21 protein-coding genes and 2 pseudogenes are annotated in these 22167 nt (G+C 70.8%); 7 read left to right on the top strand and 16 right to left on the bottom strand.

Annotated elements, in window-relative coordinates:
- The first annotated feature begins 58 nt into the window (after positions 1-58).
- Both STRVI_RS23945 and STRVI_RS23940 read left to right on the top strand, forming a co-directional pair.
- Entirely contained in the window at positions 59-955 is an 897-nt protein-coding gene (locus tag STRVI_RS23945) for an RNA-guided endonuclease InsQ/TnpB family protein (protein WP_014058209.1), read from the top strand.
- A 54-nt stretch (positions 956-1009) separates the two neighbouring features.
- On the top strand, positions 1010-1408 hold the full coding sequence (locus STRVI_RS23940) for a hypothetical protein (RefSeq protein WP_043236448.1): 399 nt from the start codon (positions 1010-1012) through the stop codon (positions 1406-1408).
- 72 nt (positions 1409-1480) lie between these two features.
- Here the strand turns inward: STRVI_RS23940 and STRVI_RS23935 are convergent, their stop codons facing one another.
- Both STRVI_RS23935 and STRVI_RS23930 read right to left on the bottom strand, forming a co-directional pair.
- Entirely contained in the window at positions 1481-2650 is a 1170-nt protein-coding gene (locus STRVI_RS23935; protein WP_014058208.1) for an EstA family serine hydrolase, read from the bottom strand.
- 44 nt (positions 2651-2694) lie between these two features.
- The gene (locus STRVI_RS23930; RefSeq protein ID WP_014058207.1) at positions 2695-3843 is read right to left on the bottom strand and encodes a cytochrome P450; all 1149 of its coding nucleotides are present in this window, start codon (positions 3841-3843) and stop codon (positions 2695-2697) included.
- A gap of 230 nt (positions 3844-4073) precedes the next feature.
- On the opposite strand from STRVI_RS23930, the pseudogene STRVI_RS23925 reads away from it, so the two are divergent.
- Positions 4074-4331 (top strand): annotated as a pseudogene (locus STRVI_RS23925) (helix-turn-helix domain-containing protein); the annotation flags it as partial.
- Positions 4332-4465: 134 nt separating this feature from the next.
- On the opposite strand, the gene STRVI_RS23920 reads toward STRVI_RS23925, so the two are convergent.
- The 4 genes from STRVI_RS23920 to STRVI_RS23905 all read right to left on the bottom strand — a co-directional run bounded on the left by STRVI_RS23920 (position 4466) and on the right by STRVI_RS23905 (position 8386).
- Entirely contained in the window at positions 4466-5302 is an 837-nt protein-coding gene (locus STRVI_RS23920) for an undecaprenyl-diphosphate phosphatase (protein WP_014058205.1), read from the bottom strand.
- Positions 5303-5493: 191 nt separating this feature from the next.
- Positions 5494-5895, bottom strand: a complete 402-nt coding sequence (locus tag STRVI_RS23915) for an SseB family protein (protein ID WP_014058204.1) — start codon at positions 5893-5895, stop codon at positions 5494-5496.
- Between the two features lie 174 nt (positions 5896-6069).
- The gene (gene glpK, locus STRVI_RS23910; RefSeq protein WP_014058203.1) at positions 6070-7575 is read right to left on the bottom strand and encodes a glycerol kinase GlpK; all 1506 of its coding nucleotides are present in this window, start codon (positions 7573-7575) and stop codon (positions 6070-6072) included.
- Positions 7576-7618: 43 nt separating this feature from the next.
- Positions 7619-8386, bottom strand: coding sequence for an IclR family transcriptional regulator (locus STRVI_RS23905; RefSeq protein ID WP_014058202.1), 768 nt, complete (start codon positions 8384-8386; stop codon positions 7619-7621).
- Positions 8387-8584: 198 nt separating this feature from the next.
- Here STRVI_RS23905 and STRVI_RS23900 point away from each other — a divergent pair, with 198 nt between their 5' ends.
- Positions 8585-9145, top strand: a complete 561-nt coding sequence (locus tag STRVI_RS23900; protein ID WP_014058201.1) for an ATP-binding protein — start codon at positions 8585-8587, stop codon at positions 9143-9145.
- On the opposite strand, the gene STRVI_RS23895 is transcribed toward STRVI_RS23900, so the two are convergent.
- The 4 genes and pseudogenes from STRVI_RS23895 to STRVI_RS23880 form a co-directional block, all read right to left on the bottom strand.
- Positions 9142-10398 (bottom strand): cytochrome P450, encoded by a 1257-nt coding sequence (locus STRVI_RS23895; protein WP_014058200.1) that lies wholly within the window; start codon positions 10396-10398, stop codon positions 9142-9144. The genes STRVI_RS23900 and STRVI_RS23895 overlap by 4 nt on opposite strands.
- 84 nt (positions 10399-10482) lie before the next feature.
- Complete coding sequence (locus tag STRVI_RS23890; protein WP_014058199.1) at positions 10483-11007, bottom strand: DUF2867 domain-containing protein; 525 nt, start codon at positions 11005-11007, stop codon at positions 10483-10485.
- Between the two features lie 46 nt (positions 11008-11053).
- Positions 11054-12335: pseudogene (locus STRVI_RS23885) on the bottom strand (MFS transporter).
- A 5-nt stretch (positions 12336-12340) separates the two neighbouring features.
- Positions 12341-13243: a LysR substrate-binding domain-containing protein gene (locus STRVI_RS23880; protein ID WP_014058198.1), complete on the bottom strand. Its 903-nt coding sequence runs from the start codon at positions 13241-13243 to the stop codon at positions 12341-12343.
- Between the two features lie 151 nt (positions 13244-13394).
- Between STRVI_RS23880 and STRVI_RS23875 the strand changes: the two genes are divergently transcribed.
- The 3 genes from STRVI_RS23875 to STRVI_RS23865 all read left to right on the top strand — a co-directional run bounded on the left by STRVI_RS23875 (position 13395) and on the right by STRVI_RS23865 (position 17451).
- Entirely contained in the window at positions 13395-14573 is a 1179-nt protein-coding gene (locus STRVI_RS23875; protein ID WP_014058197.1) for an L-talarate/galactarate dehydratase, read from the top strand.
- Between the two features lie 181 nt (positions 14574-14754).
- Positions 14755-16077, top strand: coding sequence for a gluconate:H+ symporter (locus STRVI_RS23870; RefSeq protein WP_014058196.1), 1323 nt, complete (start codon positions 14755-14757; stop codon positions 16075-16077).
- A gap of 45 nt (positions 16078-16122) precedes the next feature.
- Entirely contained in the window at positions 16123-17451 is a 1329-nt protein-coding gene (locus tag STRVI_RS23865) for an enolase C-terminal domain-like protein (RefSeq protein WP_014058195.1), read from the top strand.
- A 99-nt stretch (positions 17452-17550) separates the two neighbouring features.
- Here STRVI_RS23865 and STRVI_RS23860 read toward each other — a convergent pair whose 3' ends face one another.
- The 6 genes from STRVI_RS23860 to STRVI_RS23835 form a co-directional block, all read right to left on the bottom strand.
- Positions 17551-17925, bottom strand: a complete 375-nt coding sequence (locus STRVI_RS23860; protein ID WP_014058194.1) for a hypothetical protein — start codon at positions 17923-17925, stop codon at positions 17551-17553.
- Between the two features lie 86 nt (positions 17926-18011).
- Complete coding sequence (locus STRVI_RS23855) at positions 18012-18449, bottom strand: roadblock/LC7 domain-containing protein (RefSeq protein ID WP_014058193.1); 438 nt, start codon at positions 18447-18449, stop codon at positions 18012-18014.
- Between the two features lie 37 nt (positions 18450-18486).
- Positions 18487-19323, bottom strand: a complete 837-nt coding sequence (locus tag STRVI_RS23850) for a hypothetical protein (protein ID WP_014058192.1) — start codon at positions 19321-19323, stop codon at positions 18487-18489.
- On the bottom strand, positions 19320-19754 hold the full coding sequence (locus STRVI_RS23845; RefSeq protein WP_014058191.1) for a hypothetical protein: 435 nt from the start codon (positions 19752-19754) through the stop codon (positions 19320-19322). The genes STRVI_RS23850 and STRVI_RS23845 overlap by 4 nt, the downstream gene beginning before the upstream one ends.
- Positions 19755-20256: 502 nt before the next feature.
- Entirely contained in the window at positions 20257-21075 is an 819-nt protein-coding gene (locus STRVI_RS46510) for a DUF4142 domain-containing protein (RefSeq protein WP_014058190.1), read from the bottom strand.
- 126 nt (positions 21076-21201) lie between these two features.
- Positions 21202-22152: a LysR substrate-binding domain-containing protein gene (locus tag STRVI_RS23835; RefSeq protein ID WP_106685708.1), complete on the bottom strand. Its 951-nt coding sequence runs from the start codon at positions 22150-22152 to the stop codon at positions 21202-21204.
- Positions 22153-22167: the final 15 nt, after the last annotated feature.

Here is a 22167-nt window from a genome sequence, read left to right as displayed (position 1 = left end):
GGTGTCCATCCCCGGCTGCCCGCAGTGAGTCACAAGCTGATGCGCTGGCATGTGAGACGTGAAGACCACGCACGTGAAGCGGGCATTCAAGTTCCGTTTCCATCCGACCGATGCGCAGGCGGCCGAGCTGTCGCGCACGTTCGGGTGCGTGCGGAAGGTCTACAACCTGGCCCTGGCGGCACGCACCCAGGCGTGGGCACTGCGGCAGGAGCGGGTGAACAACAACGCGACCTCGGCCATGCTCACCGCGTGGAAGAAGACCGAGGAACTCGCCTCCCTGAACGAGGTTTCCTCCGTCCCGCTGCAACAGGCCCTGCGCCACCTTCAGGCAGCGTTCACCCACTTCTTCGCCCAGCGGGCCCGGTACCCGCGGTTGAAGTCGCGCAAGAAGTCCCGCAAGTCGGCGGAGTACACCACCAGCGCGTTCCGGTTCCAGGACGGGAAGCTGACCCTGGCGAAGATGACGGAGCCGCTGGCCATCGTGTGGTCCCGCCCCCTCCCAGAGGGGGCCGCACCGTCCACCGTGACCGTCTCCCAGGATGCGGCCGGACGCTGGTTCGTATCCCTGCTGTGCGAGGACCCCGGTGTGCGGCCACTCCCCACCACGGACGCGGCGGTCGGCGTGGACGCCGGACTGGACCACCTGCTGACCCTGTCGACCGGGGAAAAGATCACCAACCCTCGCCACGAGCGGCACGACCGTGCGCGGTTGGCCAAGGCGCAGCGGGAACTGGCCCGTAAGGCCAAGAGGGAGGGAGCCAACCGGGCCAAGGCCCGCCGGAAGGTCGCCCGCGTTCACGCCCGCATCGCCGACCGGCGGCGCGACACCCTGCATAAGATCACTACTCGGCTCGTTCGTGCGGTGTCGGCCTGTGGAGCCGGTGTAAGACCTCAACGGAGTTCTCCGGGCGGGCAGTCGGCGACGAAGCAGGAACCTCTACGGCGCGAGCCGTAGGAATCCCCCTCCTTCAGGAGATGGAGAAAGTCAACGAGTTCTTCACCCAGCTGGGTGCTGCTGGCCGACCGCTTCGGCCCGCGCCGCACCGTGGCGGCCCTGCTGAGCCTCAACTTCGCTCTGGTGCCCGTGATGTACGCCTGTGTCTCGACGACCCAGCCGGTCGTCGTGGGGCTCGGCATCTGTCTGCTGGGCATCACCGGCGCGATGAACTACGCGATCCTGGCCGGACTGCTCGCCGCCGCCTTCCCGATCTCCGTGCGCTACACCGGTATCTCCCTCTCCTACCAGCTTTGTTCGGCGCTCATCGGCGGTACGGCACCCCTGGTCGGCGAGTGGCTGCTGCGCTCGACCGGCGGCTCGATCGTGCCGGTGGTGATCTACCAGATGGCGCTGGTGGCGGTCTCCCTCGTCTGCTCCCTGGCGCTGCTGAAACGCTCGCGAGAGGCGTAGCCGGCCACGGTGGAGGGCGGGGTGGCCCGGCTACGGCGGGGTGGGCCGGCCGCCGCCGGGCCGCGCCGCCGGTCACAGCGCCGCGTACGCCGCCTCCACCAGGGCCATCTTCCGGGGGTCGTCGACGATGTGCGGGCCCATACGGTTCATCACATAGCCGAGGGAAAGCTCCGCCTCCGGGTCGGCGAGCCCGCAGGAGCCCCCGAAGCCGTCATGGCCGACGGCGCGCGGGTTGGGGCCGTACGAGCCGTGCGCACCGCTCAGCCACACCCCGAGCGCCACCTCCGTGTCCCGGCCGAGCGCCTCGCCCAGGACCAGGTCCCGGCAGGAACCCTGGCCCTCGCGGGCGCGCTCGGTGGCCTCCGTGGACAGCACCCGGCGGTCGTCGGCCAGACCGCGGCGGGCGAGGATGCCGTACAGCTCGGCGATGGCGCGGGCCGTGCCATGGCCGTTGAGGGCCGGCAGCTCGGCATCGCGCCACTCCCGGCTGTTGGCCTCGGCGGCGCCGACCACCGGATTGCCCAGCGCCGCCAGGGCGACCGGCGTGAACTTCAGGCCCGCCGCGGCCTGTTCACCGGCCGGACGCTCGGCCCGCGGACCGATCAGCTCGGCGGCCCGGCCGTCCTCCTTCTCCGGAAGACCGATGGTGAAGTCGATGCCCAGCGGCCCGGTGACCTCCTGCCGCAGGAACTCACCGGGCAGCAGCCCGGTGATCCGCCGGATCACCTCGCCGATCAGGAAGCCGTAGGTGAGCGCGTGATAGCCGCTACGGGTGCCGGGCTCCCACCACGGCTCGGCCGCGGCCAGCCGGGCGGTGGTCAGCTCCCAGTCGTACAGCTCCGCCACGCGGTGCGGCTCCCGCAACCCGGCCAGCCCCGCCCGGTGCGAGAGGAGATACCGCACCGGCAGCGAGCCCTTGCCCGCCGCGGCGAACTCGGGCCAGTACGCGGCCACCGGCGCCTCCAGGTCCAACAGCCCGCGGTCCGCCAGCACATGGGCACACAGCGCCGCCGGCCCCTTGGTGGTCGACCACACATTGACCAGGGTGTCCCGCTCCCAGGGGCGGGTGCGCCCGGCGTCGGCCCAGCCGCCCCACAGATCCACCACGGTCTCCGAGCCGATCCGCACGGCCACGGCGGCGCCCAGCTCGTCGCGTTCGCGGAAGTTCGCCTCGAAGGCGGCCCGCACTCCGGCGAACCGGGGGTCGCAGTGGCCCTGGATCGGGGCCGGGCACTCGGTCATGTAATTCCTCCCGACGCTCGGGTGGTCGGTGGGGCCGGTGGCGGTCAGGTCCGGCCCGTGAGCACGACCTCGCAGCCGCGCAGCTCATAGCTGCCGATCTCGTCCTTGAAGCCGACCCTGGGCGGGGACGTCATACGGAGGCCGGGCAGGGCGAACAGCCGGCTGAGGAAGACATCCGTCTCCAGGAGCGCGATGGCGGCTCCGGGACATTTGTGCGCACCGTCCCCGAAGGACAGACCCGGCGCACCGGCGCCCGCGGCCATCGGGCGGCCCGGACGGATCCGCTCCGGCCGCTCGCCCACCGTACGGCCGTCGAGATTGGCCTGGTGGAGCAGGACATCGACCAGCTCCCCGGCCGGCACCGTCACCTCCGCGCCGCCCGCCTCCTGGCCGCCGCCGGGCAGTCGGAGCGGTGCGGTGGTACGACGGCGGAGCCGGCCGATGACCGGTTCGAGCCGGAGGATCTCCTGCAGGATCGCGATCCGGCTCGACTCGTCGGCGGCCCGGTACCGCGCCAGCAGGGCGGCGTCGCCGAACAGATGCCACGCGGCCACATTGACGAACTCCCGGGTGGTGACCATGCCCGCGGCGGCGAAGGTGATGCACTCGCCCAGGATCTCGCCGGCCGAACACCCCTCGTCCAGCAGATGGGAGATCAGGTCGTCGCGCCGCCGTCGCCGCCGGGCGCGTACGGCCGGGCGGACATCGCCCCAGTAGATCCGCAGCCAGGTGGCGTTCTGCCGCAGCAGCCAGCGGATCCCGTGCAGGCTGGTCAGCCCCGGTGTGCCGAACTTCTCGGGGAAGAAGCTCTCCAGCCGCCTCCGGATCCCGGGCCGGCTCTCCGTCAGGCCGATCACGGCACTCGCCACCTCGATCGCCAGATGGAAGGCCGCATCGGCGAGTACACCCCGGCCGGTGTCCCGGATGGTGTCGAGCTGTGCTTCCGCCACCCGGACCATGACCTCGCGGTAGTGCTCGTCGACCCGGCGCGGGGTGAAGAACCGGGCGGTCTGCCGCCGGTCCTCACGGTGTTCGGGACCGTCCCGGTAGAGCACCGGCCGCCGGAACCGGGACGGCAGCTTCTCCACCGTCTCGATGCCGAGCCCGGCCTGCACGGTCGCGGTGCTGCGCAGGACGGCGCGGGCCTCCTCGTAGCCGGACACCTGCCAGATCCCGTCGGCCCCCCGCCGCACCGGGCAGCCGCCTCCGTACGGCCCCCGGTCGACCCTGCGCTCCCCGAATTCCCGTGCTCCGTGGCCCGTTGGCCCGTGGCCCGTTGGTCCGTGGTCCTGTGATCCTTGGTTCTGTGATCCGCGGTCGTGTGATCCGCCGCCCATGGGCGGCACCTCCCGGCCCAGACTAGGAGTAGCGCGGCCACCTTACGGGCTCCGGATGCCGCTTTCCCAGGTCTAGGCTCGATTTCATGGACAGCGAGAACCCTCTGGGGCGCTTTCTGTGCGCCCGCCGTGAACGGGTGCGGCCCGAGGACGTGAACATCCGGCCCGCCGGCCGGCGCCGGGTGGCGGGGCTGCGCCGCGAGGAGGTCGTCCTGCTGGCGGGGGTGAGCACCGACTACTACACAGGGCTGGAGCAGGGCCGGGAGCGGCATCCCTCGGCGCAGGTGACCGAGGCGCTGGCCCGGGCCCTGGTGCTGGAGGAGGACGCGGTCGCCCATCTGCACCCGGTTCGCCCTGGGCCATGAGCTGGCGGCGGGCGACCCGGGCACGTACTACACCGGCGGGGCGGGCGGCTATGTCGACTATCCGGCCAGTGGCTGGGGGACGGTGTCAGGCGGGTGGGAGCGGCGTGGCGGCGTCAGGCGTTGAGGGCGCCCGCGCCGAGCAGTCCGAACAGCGCCAGGCCGATGACGATCCGGTAGATCACGAAGGCGTTGAACGAATGCTTGGCGACGAACTTCAGCAGCCAGGCGATGGAGGCGTAGGCCACGGCGAAGGACACCACCGTGCCCACCGCGAGCGGCACCGTGCCCACGCCACCGCCCATGGCGTCCTTGAGCTCGTAGAGACCGGCGCCGGTCAGCGACGGAATGCCGAGGAAGAAGGAGAGCCGGGTGGCGGCCAGGCGGTCCAGGTCGAGGATGAGGCCGGTGGACATCGTGGCGCCCGAGCGGGAGAAGCCGGGGAAGAGCAGCGCGAGGATCTGCGAGGAGCCGACCAGCATCGCGTCCTTGAAGCTGGTGTCGTCCTCCCCGCGCTTGTGGCGGCCCATCCGGTCGGCCAGCCACATCAGCCCGCTGCCCACGATCAGCGAGGTGGCCACCACCCACAGGGAGGCGAGCGGGCCTTCGATCAGCGGTTTGGCCGCCAGGCCCACGACCACGATGGGGATCGTGGCGTAGATGACCCACCAGGCGAACTTGTAGTCGTGGTGGTGCCGCTCCTCGCGGTTGACCAGCCCCCGGCCCCATGCGGTGGCGAAGCGCCGGATGTCGCGGAAGAAGTACAGCAGGACGGCGGCGATGGCACCGACCTGGATCACCGCGGTGAAGGCGACGACGGACTTGTCGTCCACCGGGATGTCCATCAGCCCCTCAGTGATCTTGAGGTGGCCGGTGGAGGAGACCGGGAGGAACTCCGTGACCCCCTCGACGACGCCGAGAACCACGGCCTGTCCGATGTTGATCGCGCTCACGTGATCCGTCCCGCCGGTGTCTTCCCGTAACCAATGAATGTCTACGGGACTGTAGACGATGGATCGGGAAGGTGGCCAATCAGCGGGCGGCCCACGGCGATCTGTCGAGATCGTGGGGCCGGCGCGATATCCGGGCATCGCCGCGGCCCGTGCCCGTACAGAGAAGGGCACGGGCCGCCGCGGCCGAAAGGTCAGGCGGCCGGACCGGAGCCGCTGAGCAGGCTCCGTACGCCGGTGGCCGAGAGGGTGACGGCCTCCGGGGCACCCGCGTCGATGGTCAGGGAGAGCTCCTCGGAGGGCCATCCCTGGGCCAGTGCGCCCAGCGGCACCAGGTGGTACCGCTCGATCTGGGGCAGGGCCTGGTGCATCCGGGCCGGAGTGGTGAAGACCGGTACCAGCTGAGCGCCGTCCTCCTGCTGGAACACGGGCAGGGTCACGGCCTGGGGGTCGGTCTCCTCTCCGCTCTCGGCGGAGGGGAGGAGGACCTCACTGTTGGCAAGTGTGTTCAGCGCCGACTCGTCCGCCCGGTCGGCCGCCAGCTCGCCGAGGGCCTGCTGGGTGGCGGAGACGTTTTCATCGGAAGGGCTGGTCATGATTCCGTCCATGGATCGGGTTTTGGGTCTTCATGGGTTTCTGGGTCCCAGAGCGACTGGTTTCAACAGCCGCGGCTGGCTCGAATACCCCGCCTCATGGAACTCACACGTCCCCCTCGCGCTCGATTCTTCCCCGGAGGACAACTGGGGCCCGCCCGGGAGGGTGGCCCAGGGCTACGACCTGGCCCAGCCCAGCGACCGCTCGACCGCCCGCTGCCAGTTCTCGTACTCCGCCTCCCGCCGGGCGGGGTCCATCGTGGGCATCCATTGGGCCGCGCGGTGCCAGTTGCGGCGCAGCCCCTCCAGGTCGGGCCAGTAGCCGGAGGCGAGCCCGGCGGCGTAGGCGGCCCCGAGGGAGACGGTCTCGGAGACCATGGGGCGCACCACGGGCAGGTCCAGGACATCGGCCAGGAACTGCATCAGCAGATTGTTCGACGTCATCCCGCCGTCCACCTTGAGCTGCCGCAGCGGCTGAGGCGAGTCGGCGTTCATGGCGTCGACCACCTCCCGGGTCTGCCAGCCGGTGGCCTCCAGAACGGCCCGGGCCAGATGTCCCTTGGTGATGTACGAGGTGAGCCCGACGATCACTCCGCGCGCGTCGCTGCGCCAGTGCGGGGCGAAGAGCCCGGAGAAGGCGGGGACGATGTAGCAGCCGCCGTTGTCCTCGACGCCGCGGGCCAGGGTCTCGATCTCGGGGGCACTGTGGATCATGCCCAGGCGGTCCCGGAACCACTGCACCAGCGAGCCGGTGACGGCGATCGGGCCCTCCAGGGCGTAGACCGTCGGCTCGTCGCCGAGCTTGTAGCCCACCGTGGTCAGCAGCCCGTGCCGGGACCGTACGAGCTCGGTGCCGGTGTTGAGCAGGAGGAAGCTGCCGGTGCCGTAGGTGCACTTCGCCTCGCCGCCGGCGAAACACGTCTGCCCGAACAGCGCCGCCTGCTGATCGCCGAGCGCGGCGCAGATCGGCACCTGCGGCAGCAGGGCGCGGGCCATGCCGTAGCACTCGGCGGAGGGGCGGATCTCCGGCAGCATCGCCCGCGGCACATCGAAATAGGCCAGCAGCTCATCGTCCCAGGTCAGGCTGCGGATATTCATCAGCATGGTGCGGCTGGCGTTGGTGGCGTCGGTGAGGTGCAGCCCGCCGTCGGGCCCGCCGGTGAGGTTCCAGATCAGCCAGCTCTCCATCGTGCCGAACAGCACGTCCCCGCGCCCCGCGCGCTCGCGCAAGCCGTCGACATGGTCGAACAGCCAGCGCAGCCGTGGCGCGGAGAAGTAGGTCGTGGGGGAGAGTCCGCAGCGTTCGAGGAAGAAGTCGTCACCGGTGGTCCGCCGCAGCTCCTCGACATAGCCGCTGGTGCGGGTGTCCTGCCAGGTGATGGCGTGGCACACGGGAACGCCGGTGCGCCGGTCCCAGACCACCGTGGTCTCGCGCTGATTGGCGATGCCGATGGCCACGATCTGCTCGGGCCGGATCCCCGCGCCCTCCAGGGCCCGGGGCACGACGACACGGCGCAGATGGGACCAGATCTCGGCGGGGTCGTGCTCGGCCCAGCCGGGCTTGGAGAAGTACTGCTCATGTTCTCGCTGGCCGACCGAGACCAGCCGTCCCTGGTGGTCGAAGAGGATGCACCGGGTGGACATGGTGCCCTGGTCGATGGACATCACATAGCGTTCAACCATGGCCTGGCCTGCCTTCGGGCGGGTTCGAGCAGGGCATGCGGCGTCACCAGCGGGCCGCGCCGAGATCGCGGGAGATCGCCCGGGCGGCGTCGCGCGTCAGCCCGACGAGTGAGGGATGAGGGCGGCCCTTGCTGTCGCAGAGGCGGTCCACGGCGCCGGAGATGCCGACGGCGCCCACCACCAGGCCGCCCTGTCCGCGGATCGGCGCGGCGATATCGGCCTCGCCCACCATCATCTCCTCGGTCGCGACAGCCCACCCGTTCTCGCGGATCTCGCCCATCGCCCGGCTGAGCTGCTGGGGAGAGACGAGTGTGTGACGGGTGTAGTTCTCCGGTTCGGTTTCCATGAGCGGCTCCAGAGGAGTCGCCCCGTACGCCAGCAGGATCTTGCCCAGCGCGCTGGCGTGCAGGGGCAGCAGCGAGCCCACGTCCAGGGTCTGGAAGGTGTCGTCGGGCCGGAAGACGTGGTGGACGATGAGGGCCTTGCCCTCCAGGGGCACTCCGAGCCGGACCGCCTCACCGCTGCGGGCGGCCAGGGCATCGGTCCAGTTGATGGAGCGGGACCGCAGCTCGTTGATGTCGAGATAGCTGGTCCCCAGGTGCAGCAGCGCCGCGCCGAGCTGGTACTTCCCCGTCGCCTTGTCCTGTTCGACGAAGTCGACGCTCTGCAGCGTGCGCAGAATGCCGTGCGCGGTGCCTTTCGCGAGGCCGAGCGAGGCGGCCACCTCGCCCAGACTGAGCCGACCGGAGCCCTGGGCGAGCAGCCGCAGAATCGCCGCCGCCCGCTCGATGGACTGCACCGGGCCGGCCATGACGCGATCGTAGCTCTTCGGCCAGTGGCACGGCCTGTCGGCGAAAACGCCAAACGTTCGGTAATGCCGACTCGGATTCGTTGACCCCGGTGGATAGGGGCCATAGCGTCCGTATCGGGACAAGAAGACCAGGATGCCAAAAGGTGACCCGAAGGGTGCCCGGCACAGACAACCCACCCGGCTCGGAGAGGAGGAGACGTGGCGGAACAACTGAGCTATCCGAAGCCCGGCGTCACCGGGCAGGCCGCGGAGACCGTCGATTTCACCGGCGCCCGTCTCATCGGCTCCCAGGCGCCGGAACCGGACCCCCTGCTGGCGCCGGTGGTGACACGCGGCGAGGCCCCCGACCGGCCCCCGGCGGACGAGGGAGGCGGCCATGTCCTCCCGGTCCCGCACATCTGCGAGGCCGTCGCCACCGTGCGGCGGCGGGCGTACGCGCTGCTGACCGAATGGGAGCTGTCGGACGACTGCCTCGACGAGGCACTCATGGTGATCTCGGAACTGGTCACCAACGCGATCCTGCACGCCCTGCCCCCGGCCGTGCTGCGGCTGCGCTGGACCGAATGCGAGGGCTCCGCCGGCCTGCGCATCGAGGTCACCGACGGTGGCCCGGTGCCCGCCGGTCAGCGGGCGGACGAGGACATCGAGCCCGATGAGCACGGCCGCGGGCTCGGCATCGTCACCGCGCTGTCCACGCGCCACGGCAGCCACTCCTGCCATGAGGGCATCACCTGGTGGGCGGACCTGCCGGTCGCCTAACCGGCGGCCCGGTCCCAGGTGACCGGGAGCCGATGGACGCCGTAGATCAGCATGTCGTGGCGCAGGGGCACCTCGTCGGGCGGCACCGCCAGACGCAGCGTGGGGAAGCGCCGCAGCAGGGCGGGAAAGCCCGTCCGCATCTCCATCCGCGCCAGATGCTGGCCCAGGCACTGGTGAATGCCGTGGCCGAAGGCGATCTGGTCGGCCGTCTCGCGGGTGACGTTCAGGGTGTCGGGGTCGGAGAACCGCGAGGGGTCCCGGTTGGCCGAGGCGAGCGACCCGACGACCGTCTCCCCGGCCCGCACCCGCGCCCCGGCGATCTCGAGATCCTCCCGGGCTACCCGTACCGTCCCGAACTGGACGATGGTCAGATACCGCAGCAGCTCCTCGACCGCGTGGTCGATCACCTCGGGCCGCTCCCGCAACTGCTGCGACTGCCCGGGGTGGCGCAGCAGCGCGTAGGTGCCAAGGGCCAGCATGTTCGCCGTCGTCTCATGGCCCGCGATGAGCAGCAGCAGCCCCACACCGGTCAGCTCCTCGTCGGTCAGCCCGGCCGCCGTGGCGGTGCCGGTGCCGCCGGGCGCGCCGTGCTCGCCGTTGACCAGACGGGAGAGCAGCGCCTCGTCCGGCCGGTGCCGCTTGGTGTCGATCAGCTCCCGCATGTACTCCCACAGCGCGTCCCGGGCCGCGTAGACCTCCTCCTCGCCCTGGCCGATCCGGAGCAGAACGGTGGCCCATCGCTGGAAGTCGGCCCGGTCCTCGTACGGCACCCCCAGCAGCTCGCAGATCACCAGCGACGGGATCGGCTGGGCGAAGGACGTCACCAGGTCGGCCGGCGGACCGGCGCGCTCCATCGCGGCCAGGTGGCCGTCGACGATCTCCTCGATCCGGGGCTGCAGCCGCCGCATCGCCCGGGCGGTGAACCACTTGCTCAGCAGCCGCCGGTAGCGGGTGTGCTCGGGCGGGTCCATGCCGATGAACGAGCCCAGCATGCGGCGATCGTCCGGGCGGACCGGAAAGGCGTGCACCGGCGAGGAGGTCCGGCGGCGGTCCGAGCTGAACCGGTCGTCCGCCAGCAACTGCGCCACGTCCTCGTGCCGGGTGAGCAGCCAGCCCGCCTTGCCGTCCGGAAAGGCCAGCCGGCCGGCCCCGCCCTCCTCGCGCAGCGCCTCGTAGGCACCGGGCGGGTCGAAGGGGCAGTCGCGATGTCTGGGCAGCGGCGCCGGAGTCGACGCGCGTGATGTGACGGACACGGAAACGCTCCCTTCGAAGGCGAACCGGGTCCCTCCCTTTTGAGCGTAGCTCGGGCCGCTGGGCCGGGCGACGCGACGGGGGGCTCAAGGCGACCGGCCGTCACCGGGGGTGGTTTCCCCGGCCGACGCGGCATCGCGCGCCGCCCGCCGGAGGAGCCGGGGAACCGGCCGGTGGTGGACCGGCGCGGCCAGGGCCCACAGCGGGCGGCCGACGGGCCGGTCGAACCGTACGAAGGTCGCCCACAGCACCCTCGCGTCCTCGACGGCCACGACGTTGTGCGTGAGCACCAGCGAGGAGCGCGCGGTGAGGGTCAGCGAGTGGTCCGCCGCGTCCGAGACGGCCCAACCCAGGACATGGCGCGGCGACGTCCTGGGGCCCAGCCGGAGGCCGAGCCCCAGCGTCCAGCCCAGCACGAGGAACCGCCGCAGGGGAGCCGGAGTGCCCTCGAAGACGGCCCGCACCCACTGCTCGGCGGTCAGGGCTCCGGCCCGTGGGACCGGTAAGGCGAACGCCGAGGCGTAGTGGGCGCCCGTGAGGTCGTCACGGGCCGCCAGCGCCCCGGGCACCGCGGCGCGTCGTGCGCGAGGAGTGGCCGGGGGAGTGGTCATGGGAAGAGCTCCTTTTCATGACCGGGGCTTCGTGGCGGCCGGAGCTTCATGAGGTGACCGGAGCTTCATGACGTGGCCGGGCCGGCGCGGACGCCGGAAGATCCCGGGAGCGCCGGATGGGGGAGAAGAGCAGGATCAGCCCGGCGAGCGGAATGCCCGACGTGGTGATCCACATGGCGGCCCGGAGGCCCAGCGCGGTGCCGAGCGCACCGCCGAGCAGCGCTCCGAGAGGCAGCGTTCCGTAGCTGACGAACGCCGATGAGGCGGTGAGCCGGCCGAGCAGCTCCGGCGGGCAGTAGCGCTGCTGGAAGCTCGCCTTGATCACATTGCCGGCCACCACACCGGCGGTGACGCAGAAACCGCCCGCCACGAACAGTACGACCCACGGTCCCTCGGCGGTCATCGGCATGAGCAGGGCGCCCACGGCCAGCCCCAGCTCGAACAGGAGCGTCGCCCGCGCGTCGCCGACCCGGGCGGCGACACGGCGTGCGCAGAACGCCCCGGCGACGCCGCCGAGGCTGACGGCCGCGATGAGCCCACCGACCAGCCCGGGGGCCAGCCCGACGGTCCGGACCAAGACCACCCGGATCGACTGGTAGCCCATCAGCGCCAGGTTGGACGCGGCCGCGAAGAGCGTCAGGGTGCGCAGCCACCGGTCGCGGGCGATCAGCCGCAGCCCCTCGGCCACCTCGCGGGCCAGTGCCCGGGGCGGGCGCTCGGCCCGGGGGACGCGCGGTTCGCGGAAGCCGATGCCGGTCAGGCAGGCAAGGGAGACCAGAAAGGTCGCGGCGTTGATGAACATCCCGTTCACCGCGCCCGCCACCTGTGCGATCAGACCGGCGGAGCCCTGGCCGGCGATCTGCGCCGCGGACGCGCTGCCGTGCAGTTTGGCGTTGCCCTCGGGCTTCCTCGGGGGCCAGGAGGCGGGCGAGATACGCGCTGTAGGCGGTCTGGAAGAACACCGCCGCCGTACCCGTCAACAGGGCGACGGTCAGCAGCAGTCCGATGCTCAGCAGGCCGTACCAGGCGGCCACCGGGACACTCGCGAACAGCACCAGCGAGACCGCGGCGGCGGCCAGCATGACCGGCCTTCGGCGCCACCGGTCCACCCAGGCTCCCGCCGGAAGGCCGATGACCAGCCAAGGGGCCCAGCTCGCGGCGGTCAGCAGACCGACCTCGAAGGTGTCCGCGTGCAAGGTGGTGACCGCGATCAGCGGCATTGCCACTCCGGTGACGGCCGCACCGTACTTCCCGGCGGTCTCACCGCACCACAGCAGCCGGAAGTCACGGTGGCGCCGCAGCAGGCCACCGGAGGTTCTGGGCGTCACGACGGTCAGGCTCCTTGGGCGGGAAGAAGGGCGGCCGCGTGGCGGAGCAGTGCGTGCAGGGCCGGATTGTCGTTGTTCTTGCGCCACACGAGGTTGAGTTCTACCGGCTCCGGAGTGGTCAGCTCCACCGATCTGAAGACGATGTTCGGGTAGCGCGGCCGGGCGGCGGTCTCCGGGACCAGGGCCACTCCCCAGCCGCCGTTCACCAGGGCCAGGATGGTGTGGACCTGGCTCAGATACTGGGAGAAGACCGGGGTGGCGTGTGCGGCGCGGAAGATGCTGATGAGCAGCTCGTTGAAGTAGCGCGCCTCGATGGGCGAGTACATCAGCAGGTCCTGCCCGTCGAAGTCGGCCACCTGGAGCGGCCCTTCGCTCGCCGCCAGCGGATGTCCCGTCGGCAGGGCGCCGAGCAGCCGCTCCCGGGCCGCGGGCCGGGACCGCAGATCCGGTCCGGTGACCGAGGGCCGCACCAGGCCCAGGTCCAGGCTCTGCTCGGTGACGGCCTCCAACTGGTCCCGGGTGACCATCTCGCGCAGGGTGATCTCCGCGCCCGGCATGGCCGCACGGGCGATCTCCAGCAGGGTGCCGAGTACGGAGTGGGCGCTGGCCGCGGTGAAGCCGATGGCGATGGACCCCGCCTCGCCCGTCGCCACCTGCCGGGTGGCGAGGACGGCGTGCTCGGACTGGCGCAGGATACGGCGGGCCTCGGTGAGGAAGGCGCGTCCCGCGGGGGTGAGCCGCACCGAGCGGTTGGTGCGCTCCAGCAACTGGACCCGCAACTCGGTCTCCAGCAGTTGGATCTGGCGGCTCAGCGGCGGCTGGGTCATCTTCAGCCGCTCCGCGGCCCGGGTGAAATGCAGCTCCTCGGCGACCGTCACAAAGCTGATGAGTTGCATGAGCGTGAACAACGATGCTCTCCCGGTATCAACGCATGCCAATTTTAAGTTAGACGTAGATCGTCTGGCGACCGTAGCTTGCAAAGGAGCTCGCCGGCCGCCCCGGGGCGGATCCGGCGATATCCACTCGCCCCGCATACGGGCCCACACACAGGGACAACACGTGGTGACCACATCGCATACGGCAACGCACGCCGCGCAGCAGGCAGGTGAGGCAACCTTCGACCGGGTCTCCTGGATCCGAGTGTCCTCGGTCGTCCTTCCCCTGGCCACGCCCATCAGCGACGCCAAGGTTCTCACCGGCCGCCAGAAGCCGATGACGGAGGTGGCTTTCCTCTTCGTCGAACTCGCCACCGAGGAGGGACACCAGGGCATCGGCTTCAGCTACTCCAAGCGCGCGGGAGGCCCCGGCCAGTTCGCCCACGCCCAGGAGATCGCGCCCACCCTCCTCGGTGAGGACCCCAGCGACATCGGCAAGATCTGGACCAAGCTGGTGTGGGCCGGTGCCTCCGTGGGCCGCAGCGGGCTGTCCACCCAGGCGGTGGCGGCCTTCGACATCGCCCTGTGGGACCTCAAGGCCAAGCGGGCCGGGCTGCCGCTGGCCAAGCTGCTGGGCGCGCACCGCGACACCGTGCGCTGCTACAACACCTCGGGCGGCTTTCTGCACACGCCGACCGAGCAGGTTCTGGAGAACGCCACGGCCTCCCTGGCCAGCGGAATCGGCGGCATCAAGATCAAGGTGGGGCAGCCGGACGGCAAGGAGGACCTGCGCCGGCTGACCGCCGTACGGGAGCACCTGGGCGACGAGGTGCCGCTGATGGTCGACGCCAATCAGCAGTGGGACCGGCCCACCGCGCAGCGTATGGGGCGCGCCTTCGAGGAGTTCGGCCTGGTCTGGATCGAGGAGCCGCTGGACGCCTACGACGCACCGGGCCACGCGGCCCTCGCCGCCTCGCTGGACACCCCGGTGGCCACCGGGGAGATGCTGGCCAGCGTCGCCGAACACTGGGAGCTGATACGCCACAACGCGGCGGACATCATTCAGCCCGACGCACCGCGCATCGGTGGCATCACCCAGTTCCTCAAGCTGGCCACCCTCGCCGAGCAGCACCATCTGCAACTCGCCCCGCACTTCGCGATGGAGATCCACCTCCATCTCGCGGCGGCCTATCCGCAGGAGCCGTGGGTGGAGCATTTCGACTGGCTGGAGCCGCTGTTCAACGAGCGGCTGCAGATCAGCGACGGCCGGATGCGGGTGTCCGCTCGGCCCGGCCTCGGCATCACCCTCAGCGAGCAGGCCCGCGCCTGGACGCGCGCCAAGGCCGAATTCGGCGCCCGGTAAGTCCGGTTCACACCGGCGCCGATCACGAATCCCCGGGTACACCCATTGACCAGCGGTGTTCACCCCTCTAGCCTCCATCTTCATATATAGACGGAGTGCATGTACGTGGACTCCTTGGCCCGTGTGGCGATCCGCTCGAGCCTCCAGCTCACCGGCCACAGTTCAAAGGAGAACTGAAGACATGCCTCTCGTCGTCGTCGGAATCAGCGTGGTGATCCTGCTGTTCCTCATGACCAAGCTGAAGCTCAACGGCTTCATCGCCCTGCTCCTCGTGGCCGTCGGCGTCGCGCTCGTGCAGGGGGTCGAGGTGGAGAAGATCCCCGATGTCCTCGGAGAGGGCGTCGGGGGTCAGATCGGCGACACCATGCTCGTCGTCGGTCTCGGCGCCATGGTCGGCCGGGTCATGGGCGACTGCGGCGCGGCCCAGCGAATAGCCAACACCCTCATCGACACCTTCGGACTGCGCTGGGTCCAGGTGGCGATGGTGGTCACCGCCATGCTCATCGGCGTGACCATGTTCTACGAGGTCGCCTTCGTCATCATCGTGCCGGTGGCGTTCACCATCGTCCGGGTCACCCGCAAGAATCTGCTGTGGGTCGGGCTTCCGATGTCGATCGCCCTGTCGACCATGCACAGCTTTCTGCCGCCGCACCCCGGCCCCACCGCGGTGGCCTCGACCTTCCACGCCTCCGTCGGCCTGACCCTGTTCTACGGGCTGTTCATCGCCGTTCCGGCCGGTGCGCTGATCGCCCTGGTGTGGCCGCGGCTCCCGTTCGTCCGGCGGATGGACCCCGAGATCCCCAAGGGCCTGGTCAGCGAGCGCACCTTCACCGAGGAGGAGATGCCGGGCCTCGGCTGGTCGCTGTCGGTGGCCCTGGTCCCGGTGGTGCTGATAGCCGGCGCCGCGGTGACCGACATGGCCGTGTCCGGCGACAGCCCCGCCCTGCACGTCATCACCTTCATCGGCTCCGCGCCGATCGCCCTGCTGCTGACCCTGCTGCTGGCGGTGTGGGCGTTCGGCCCCCGGATCGGCCGGAGCCTGGCCGAGGTCAGCGCCTCCTGCAACTCGGCGGCCCAGGCGATGGCGATGATCCTGCTGGTCATCGGGGCCGGCGGCGCCTTCAAGGAGGTCCTGGTCGAGGGCGGGATCTCCGACTACATCAAGGACCTCACGGACGACTGGTCCATCTCGCCGATCATCCTCGCCTGGCTCATCGCCGTCGTCCTGCGGGTGGCGCTCGGATCGGCTACGGTCGCCGTGGTCACCGCCGCCGGTGTGGTGCAGCCGCTCCTGGAGAACAGCGGAGTCCACCCCGAGCTGATGGTCCTCGCCGTCTCCTGCGGATCGATCGCCTTCAGCCATGTGAACGACCCCGGCTTCTGGATGTTCAAGGAGTACTTCAACCTCTCCGTCATCGACGCCATCAAGGCGCGCACCACCTACACCACCGTGCTCGCGGTCCTCGGCCTCGGCGGCGTGCTGGCCATCGAGGCCATTATCTGAACCCTCCCTGAGCGACCCCTCCGACACCGACCCAAGGACGCCACGATGAGCCAGCCGACCGTCACCTCGTTCGCCGTCTATCCGGTCGCCGGCCGGGACAGCATGGAGCTGAACCTCTCCGGCGCCCACGGCCCGTACTTCACCCGCAACGTGGTCGTCCTCGAGGACTCCGAGGGCCGTACCGGACTGGGGGAGGTCCCCGGCGGTGAGAAGATCACCCAGACGCTGCGCGACGCCGAATCCCTCGTCGTCGGGGCGCGGGTGGGCGACTACAAGCGGGTGCTGGGCGAGATCGGGCGGCGGTTCCGCGACCGCGACGCCGGAGGCCGGGGCACCCAGACCTTCGATCTGCGCACCACCGTGCACGCCGTCACCGCCGTCGAGTCGGCCCTGCTGGACCTGCTGGGCCAGCATCTGGAGGTGCCCGTCGCGGCGCTCCTGGGCGACGGTCAGCAGCGCGACGCGGTCCGGGTCCTGGGCTATCTGTTCTACGTCGGCGACCCCGACCGGACCGACCTGGAGTACGTCCGCGAACCCGGCGCCGAAGCGGAGTGGTACCGCATCCGCCACGAGGAGGCGCTGACCCCCGAGGCGATCGTCCGCCAGGCCGAGGCCGCCTACGACCTCTACGGCTTCAAGGACTTCAAGCTCAAGGGCGGCGTCCTGGAGGGAAACGAGGAGGTCAAGGCGGTACGGGCGGTCAAGGAGCGGTTCCCCGACGCCCGCGTCACCCTCGACCCCAACGGCGCCTGGTCGCTGCGCGAGGCGATCGAGCTGTGCCGGCCGCTGCTCGGCACACTCGCCTACGCCGAGGACCCCTGCGGGGCCGAGGACGGCTACTCGGGCCGGGAGATCCTGGCGGAGTTCCGGCGCGCCACCGGCCTGCCCACCGCCACCAACATGATCGCCACGGACTGGCGGCAGATGACCCACGCACTGGCGCTGCAGTCGGTCTCCATCCCGCTGGCCGACCCCCACTTCTGGACCATGCAGGGGTCGGTACGGGTGGCCCAGCTCTGCCATGAGATGGGCCTGACCTGGGGATGTCACTCCAACAACCACTTCGACATCTCCCTGGCGATGGTGGCCCACTGCGGAGCCGCCGCCCCCGGCGAGTACAACGCCCTGGACACCCACTGGATCTGGCAGGAGGGACTGGAGCGGCTCACCGTCGAGCCGCCGCGGATCACCGGCGGCGAGATCGCCATCCCGGACGCCCCCGGGCTCGGCATCCGGCTCGACCGCGACCGGCTCCTCGCCGCCCACGCCCTCTACCAGGAGAAGGCGCTGGGGGCGCGGGACGACGCGGTCGGCATGCGCCATCTCATTCCGGGCTGGACCTTCGACAACAAGCGTCCCTGCCTGGTGCGTTGAGCGCGGTGACTCCGCGCATGCCGACCGTGCCGATCAGACGGGGGGGCCGGCTCGTCGAGCGGCAACCGTGCCCGTACCGGGGGCCGTACGGCCCGGACCTCAGACCTCCAGCTCGGTCTCGATCCTGCGGAGCTGGTGCCGTGCCATCGCCAGGTTGGCCCGGTTCTTGTCCAGCGCCAGATAGAGGAAGAGGCCCTGGCTGTCCCGGCCCTTCAGCAGCCGTATCAGGTGGTACTGGCTGCCGAGCGTGATGAGGATGTCCTCGATGGAGTCCTGCAGACCGAGCTGTTCCATGGTCCGCACCTTGGCGCGCACCACATCGGTGTTGCCCGCGGCCGCCACCGTCAGGTCGAGTTCTTTTCCGCCGCCCACGGTGCCGAGGGCCATCCCGCTGGAGTAGTCGACCAGCGCGGCGCCGAGGGCGCCCTCGATGGACGTCATCGCCTCTTTGAGCGCGGTCTGGGTGTTCGCCATGATCGTGGCTGTTCCTTTCGATGTCAGTGATGTCCGGTCGGGTGCCGGCGCGGGTGTACGCGCCGGGCGGGAAAAGGTCGTGATGGTCAGGGCTGCGGCTGCTCGGCCCGGCTGAGGGCGACGCCCACCAGATCGGCGAGCCGGGCGCCCGAGCGGCGGGCCTCCATATGGAGGCGGCCGACATTGGTGCGGTCACCGGCCAGAACGGTCAGCACGGCCGTGGAACCCGCGGCATAGGTGGCCACATAGCCGTTCTCGCCGCGGACCAGCAGCTCACGGAAGGTGCCCCGCCCGGTGGCGCCCGCCAGCGACTGCGCCACCCCGAGGGCCGCGGCGGTCAGCGCCGCCACGCCCTCGGCCTCGACGGCCGTGTCATGCGCCAGCACCATGCCGTCGCTGGTGGCGGCGAGGGCGCCGGTCACATGGGTCACCCGGGCCCGCAGCCGGCGCAGCTCCTCCAGTACGTCGGGCTCGGCGGCCAGCAGCCACTTCCGCTCCGTGCGCTGCCGCAGGCTGAGTCTCATGACGCCGCGCACGGGGCGGGCGGGTCGGTCGGGGGAATCACGGCGTTGCCTCCAAGGCGTCGCGGAGCCGGCGCAGCAGGTCGATATCGGGATCGGTGAAGACGGCCGCGGCGGGACCGCGGTCCGCGGCGGGCGGCGCGGAAGCGCCGGACCGGGCGGGCAGATCGGGGCCGCCCGGACGTCCCGGCCGGGCGGGCCGCGGTGTGGCGACATGGCCCGCCGCCGCCAGCCGCCGTATGTCGATCAGCGTGTGGAAGGCGGGACGGCCCAGCTCGCGCGCGATACGGGCGGGGGTGCGCACCCCGTCGGCCAGCGCCAGCACCGCGCGCTGACGCGAAGTCACGGCCGGGGCACGGCCATCGGGGCGGCGGAGCACCACCGGCTCGGTGTCCACCTGCGGATACGGCCACAGGGAGTCCAGCAGTTTGCCGCGGCGCCGGGTCTCGCGCTCGACGGCGACCGCGCCCACCGCGCGCACCGGTCCGAGCCAGTGGGCCGCGCCCCGCTGGAAGCCGCGGGGGCCGCTGCCGTGCCCGAGTGCGAAGTACGCCGCGTCGAACAGCGCGCCCAGATGGCAGATCTCCAGCTCCGCGTCCGACAGCCGGCCGCTGTCGACGAGGAACCGCCCGACCCCGCCGTCCGGGCCCGTCCGGCCCACCGCCTCCCGCCAACTGTCGGCGGTCAGCCGCCCACCGGTGGTGAGCAGCACCTCGATCCCGGGGGCCACGGGGCTTTCGGCATGCACCACCTCGCCGTCCCGGAGATAGACGGTGCCCGCGTCGCACAGCAGGGCCCCGCTGGCCCGCTCGGCGGCGAGCCCGGTGAGGCTGGGCGCGTGACCGGTCCGCCCACCGGCCCTGCGAGGCATGCTCATATCAGCGCCAGACGCCCGCACATATCGCGCAGCCGCATCCGGGCGAGCGCCAGATTCCCCTCCCGGCGGTCGAGCCAGAGATAGAAGAAGACGCCGCTGTCGAAAGCCGTATCGACGAAGCGCAGCAGGTGGTAGCAGGTGCGGGTGGTGACGATGACATCCTCGACGGCGGGCTCCCCGCCCGTATCGTCCCCGTCGGCGCCCCTGTCCGAGCCGCCCTTCCCGCCACCGGGGCCCAGCGCGGCGAACGCCCGCTGCTCGGCGGCCATCCGGGCCAGCTCCGCCGTCTCCGCCGCCGTGGCCTCGGGGTCCTCGTCCCGCACCTCGCCGACCATGCCGAGCGCGAGTCCGCTGGTCCACTCGATCACGGCGGCTCCGCGCGCGCCGTTCACGGTCATCGCTTCCAGCAAGCACTCGTCGATTCCGGGCATGCGGCCTCCCCTTCCCTGCGTCGCCCGTGGCGGGCGCCCACCGGGGGCGCTTCGCCAGTGACGGAGAGGTTACGCAGGGTTCAGCAGTTAGGGGTTAAATCCGGTAATGCTCGGAAATGGTGGGTGGCATGTAGTAGGGTCCGCCGCCCCATGGGCCCCGTATGCCTCGGCGGCCCTGCCGGGCGCCACGCCGGGCCCGGTCACCGGCTCTCTGAACGGATTCATAGCCGCTTCGGGGCCCACCGGGCCACAGACGGGCGGGCGCATATTCCACCGTCCTATTGCAGGCGTGGTGGATGGGTCAGTAGACGGTCGTGCGATGGTCGAGTACGCATTCGCAAGGAGCCGGAACGCGGCGCGGTGCCCGACAGGGGTGCCCACAAGGCTTTCCCGGAGTCGTTTCGCACCCCTGTGCCGCACAGAGTGGCGAGATTTGACGGTACCGATGTGGCGGAAACCGCCCGCGTTTCACCCGGCTTGTCTGCGCTGTCCTGACGATGCGTTACCGAACGGCGGGTGCGGAGGGGGAGGAGGTGGCGCCCGGAGTGGTCGGGGAGGCCGAGGAGCCCGGCGCGTCGTCGACCGGGGCGGGCGGGGACGGTGTGGGCGGTTCGCCCTTGCCCTCGAGTGAGGCCGGCTTCTTCAGGATCACCATCGGCTCCCCGGGCTTGGGCATCACCGGCTTGGTGAAGTCCGGGCCCTGGGTCGGGGTCTCGGTGATCTGGGCGGGAAGCCGCTCGTAGTCCACCATCCCGGTGTTCTCCATCTGTGTGATGTGGTCCAACACCGTGTTGTTGGCCTGGGTGGCGAGCTGACGCACCAGGGTGTTCTTGCTGGTCGCCCGGATCTTGGCGATGGAGCTGAAGATCTGGCCGTGGGTGATGCGCAGGATCTGGGCCATCTCGCTGTCGAAGTTCTTGCCCGTGGCGGCCGTGAGGGTGTCCAGGAATCCCTGCTGCTGCGGTGTGGGCTTGTTGGGCAGGGTGATGCCGAGTTTGGGCGCGATGTCCCGTGAGGCGTCGTCCAGTTGCGCATGCCCCACGATCAGATGCTCACCGGCCGTCTTCACCGCCGCCGTGGTGCCCTTCTTGAGGGCCAGCTCGCCGACGGGGTACTCCCACAGCCCGGCGAGCCGGACCTTGACCACGAACTCCTGGTCGGCCCCGGTGAGCGGTCCGTACTGCGTCGAGTTCGTCTTCGCCAGGTTCGTCTGGTGCTCCTGCTGCACACCCGTCAGGGCGGGCGACATGATCACGCCGAGCGTGACCACCACGGAACCTATGAGGAGGGAGGTACCTGTCACGAAGTACCGGGATCGCATAGAGCCTCCTGGCGGGGACGCCGGTCGTTGTGCAGAGCAGTGTCTGCCCGTGCTTGCACCGGCGAATACGGACCGCGAAGGATCTGTGCTCAATGGCGCGGCGGTTGTTTACACGTCTTTGAGCCGTTACTTCGGCCGCGTATGGCCTATCTCACAGCCACCTTCGGTCTCATGCGTCACGGCGCCGCTCCCCAGGCGCTCCCGGGTGAGGACGTCCACCAGCCGCTGGAGGGCCGGGTTGGGGCTGTCGGGGTTCCAGCAGGCGTGGAGGGTGACGGAGTGGGCGTCGGCGGGGGCCAGTTCGCGGTAGCGGACGCCGTGGACGCCCATGGTCATGATCGAACGCGGTATCAGGGCGCAGCCGAGGCCCGCGCGGACCAGGGCGAGCATGGTGGGGACCTGAGAGGTCAACTGGCTGACCGCATAGCGGTCCACGCCGATCATGGCGGCGCAGATGTCGTGCAGATAGCGGGAGCCCTCGGGGCTGTACCCGATGTAGTCATCGGCCACGTCCGTCAGGGCGACGGGGGCGCCGTCGCCTGCATGGGCCAGCGGGTGGCCGGCGGGGACCGCGAGGACCAGGTCCTCGGAGTGGACCGGGAGCGACGCGTACCCCTCGGGGATGGGCGGCCGCACCAGCCCCGCGTCGATGCGCAGTTCCGAGAGGGCGGCGAACTGGTCGGGGCTGACCAGTTCGGTCAGTTCGACGGTGACGTCGGGAAGGTGCCGGTTCACCAGGTCCAGGACATCGGCCAGGATGGCGTACGCGCCGATCGCGGTGAAGGCGAGCCGCAGGGTGCCGGTGCGGCCGTCGGCGGCGCGACGGGTGGCGGTCGGCGCGGCGTCCAGCAGGGCCAGGACCCGGTGGCAGTGGTCGAGGAAGACCTGGCCCGCGGCGGTGATCCGGGCGCCCCGCCCGGTGCGCTCGAACAGGACGACGTCCAGGGCGCGTTCCAGGGCCTGGATCTGACGGGTCAGCGGGGGCTGGGTCATGTTGAGGCGCGCGGCGGCGCGGCCGAAGTGCTGTTCCTCCGCCACCGCCACGAAGCCGCGGAGCTGCTGCAGGGAGAGGTTCATACCCTCAGAGTATGG

It is taken from the genome of Streptomyces violaceusniger Tu 4113 (assembly GCF_000147815.2).
GTDB lineage: Bacteria > Actinomycetota > Actinomycetes > Streptomycetales > Streptomycetaceae > Streptomyces > Streptomyces violaceusniger_A.
The sequence above is the reverse complement of the archived record's forward strand: the minus strand, read 5'-3'. Positions and strand labels throughout refer to the sequence as shown.

What these genes read in the sequence shown, in the direction of transcription:
- STRVI_RS23860 (WP_014058194.1), bottom strand. Translation starts at nt 17,925, where the DNA reads ATGGCGAACACCCAGACCGCGCTCAAAGAGGCGATGACGTCCATCGAG.
- STRVI_RS23850 (WP_014058192.1), bottom strand. Translation starts at nt 19,323, where the DNA reads ATGAGCATGCCTCGCAGGGCCGGTGGGCGGACCGGTCACGCGCCCAGC.
- STRVI_RS46510 (WP_014058190.1), bottom strand. Translation starts at nt 21,075, where the DNA reads ATGCGATCCCGGTACTTCGTGACAGGTACCTCCCTCCTCATAGGTTCC.
- glpK (WP_014058203.1), bottom strand. Translation starts at nt 7,575, where the DNA reads ATGGTTGAACGCTATGTGATGTCCATCGACCAGGGCACCATGTCCACC.
- STRVI_RS23870 (WP_014058196.1), top strand. Translation starts at nt 14,755, where the DNA reads ATGCCTCTCGTCGTCGTCGGAATCAGCGTGGTGATCCTGCTGTTCCTC.
- STRVI_RS23835 (WP_106685708.1), bottom strand. Translation starts at nt 22,152, where the DNA reads ATGAACCTCTCCCTGCAGCAGCTCCGCGGCTTCGTGGCGGTGGCGGAG.
- STRVI_RS23890 (WP_014058199.1), bottom strand. Translation starts at nt 11,007, where the DNA reads ATGACCACTCCCCCGGCCACTCCTCGCGCACGACGCGCCGCGGTGCCC.
- STRVI_RS23935 (WP_014058208.1), bottom strand. Translation starts at nt 2,650, where the DNA reads ATGACCGAGTGCCCGGCCCCGATCCAGGGCCACTGCGACCCCCGGTTC.
- STRVI_RS23915 (WP_014058204.1), bottom strand. Translation starts at nt 5,895, where the DNA reads ATGACCAGCCCTTCCGATGAAAACGTCTCCGCCACCCAGCAGGCCCTC.
- STRVI_RS23865 (WP_014058195.1), top strand. Translation starts at nt 16,123, where the DNA reads ATGAGCCAGCCGACCGTCACCTCGTTCGCCGTCTATCCGGTCGCCGGC.
- STRVI_RS23855 (WP_014058193.1), bottom strand. Translation starts at nt 18,449, where the DNA reads ATGAGACTCAGCCTGCGGCAGCGCACGGAGCGGAAGTGGCTGCTGGCC.
- STRVI_RS23845 (WP_014058191.1), bottom strand. Translation starts at nt 19,754, where the DNA reads ATGCCCGGAATCGACGAGTGCTTGCTGGAAGCGATGACCGTGAACGGC.
- STRVI_RS23905 (WP_014058202.1), bottom strand. Translation starts at nt 8,386, where the DNA reads ATGGCCGGCCCGGTGCAGTCCATCGAGCGGGCGGCGGCGATTCTGCGG.